Source organism: Synechococcus sp. R8-2, assembly GCF_047461715.1.
Lineage (GTDB): Bacteria > Cyanobacteriota > Cyanobacteriia > Thermostichales > Thermostichaceae > Thermostichus.
This window is the reverse complement of the sequence record NZ_JANSHQ010000228.1, coordinates 1-1,660: the sequence shown is the minus strand read 5'-3', so window position 1 is coordinate 1,660 and position 1,660 is coordinate 1. Positions and strand designations below refer to the sequence as shown.

At 59.4% G+C, this 1,660-nt stretch carries 2 protein-coding genes; both read left to right on the top strand.

From position 1 onward, the window contains the following. A partial coding sequence (locus tag NW819_RS06170) for a VWA domain-containing protein (protein ID WP_414413215.1) occupies positions 1-657 on the top strand: 657 nt, incomplete at its 5' end. Between the two features lie 83 nt (positions 658-740). Then, a complete protein-coding gene (locus tag NW819_RS06165) occupies positions 741-1,511 on the top strand; it encodes a DUF2993 domain-containing protein (RefSeq protein WP_414413214.1) in 771 nt (256 codons plus the stop codon). Positions 1,512-1,660 lie beyond the last annotated feature (149 nt).

Sequence of the window (1,660 nt, the reverse complement as noted above, 5' to 3'; positions counted from 1 at the left end):
CCGAGCGATATCCGCGCCAAAAAGCTGGTTCGCAAGGCCGGAGCCCTGGTGATCTTTGTGGTGGACGCCTCCGGCTCCATGGCCCTCAACCGCATGCAAGCGGCCAAAGGTGCCGCCCTGCGCCTGCTCACCGAGGCTTACCAAAACCGTGACAAGGTGGCCCTCATCGCCTTTCGTGGGGAAACTGCCGAAGTGTTGCTCCCCCCCACCCGCTCCATCGAGCTGGCCCGCCGCCGTCTGGAATCCCTGCCCTGTGGCGGGGGATCCCCTCTCGCCCATGCCCTCACCCAAGCCGTGCGCATGGGAGTCAATGCCCGCACCGCTGGCGATGTAGGTCAGGTGATGCTGGTGGCCCTCACCGATGGCCGGGCCAACATTCCCCTCAGCCGCTCCTTGGGACGGAGCGACAGCAAAAGCCAGTTGGGAGCGGATCCCATCGACCTCAAGCAAGAGCTGCGGGAGATCGCCCTGCGCATCCGCGCCCTGGGGTTGAAGCTGCTTTTGATCGATTCCCAAAGCCGCTTTGTAACCACCGGCTTCAGCGCCGAGCTGGCGGAATTGGCGGGCGGACGGTACTTTCATCTGCCCCGTGCCACCGACCAGGGGATCGCAGCCGTGGCCCGCTCGGCTATGCAGGAGGGACGCACCTACCCCTGAGAGAACAGCCTCTCCGTTGGCAAAGGTTGTAACTTTTCTTAATGGTTGGTTATGATCCCTGTAGGCGCTCTTTACCTTTTCCCATGGCTACAGGACTCCTGCCCCAACTTTCCCTGCAGAATCCCATGGCTGTCGATTGGGTTAGCCGAGGGGTAGGCGCAGCCATTCGTGCCCTCTTTAAGCATGCAGAGCGGCTGGAGGCGCGCGTGCGAGTGGAGCCTGTTGCCAAATTGTTGCAGGGTCGTATCGACAGCTTTGAACTGTTGGGCCAGCATCTGCAGATGTACAACGGCCTGAGGCTTTCGGCTCTGGAGCTATTCTGCAATGCGGTGGCCATCGATTTCAGCCAAATTTGGCAGGGGAAGATCAAGCTGCGCCAGCCAGTACAGGCCACAATGCGCGTGGTGCTGAGCGAAGACGATCTGGCGCAATCGTTTAACACACCTTTTGTGCTGAATAGGCTGGCCTTAGGAAAGCAGGATGATAGCCCCCTATCCTTCCATCACGTCCATATCAGCATCACCCCGGCGCGACGACTGCAATTCCAGGCAAATGTACAGCAGGGAGAAGTCAGGGCTTTCTGCGTCGGTTTTTCCGCCCAGGTTGAGGTGCTGGAGCGGCGTCGCATCCGCTTTACAGATCCAGTGTTTGAAAGCGGTACAGAAGAGGAGCTGGCCTTGAGCCAAGCTTTGGTACGCTGCCTGAATGAGCTTCTGGATTTGGATCGGCTCGCCTTGCGAGGCACTGAGCTGCGGGTAGACCGGGTGAACTTGCAGCCCCAGCAGATGATCCTGTACGGCAGTGCCACCCTAGCGCAATTTCCCACACGCCAACCCCAATGGGAAAGTGCTTGACAGCCTTTGGAAGGGCGGCTACGCTCAATAGTGGTGAGGAGTGAAGAGAAGAAGCCTCTGGGGTCGAAACACGGACAGACTCCCAGAGGTTTTTTCATGCCTCAGGAGCTTGAGAGCTCCGCTCTGCCCCTCGATCTTGATCTGTTGAA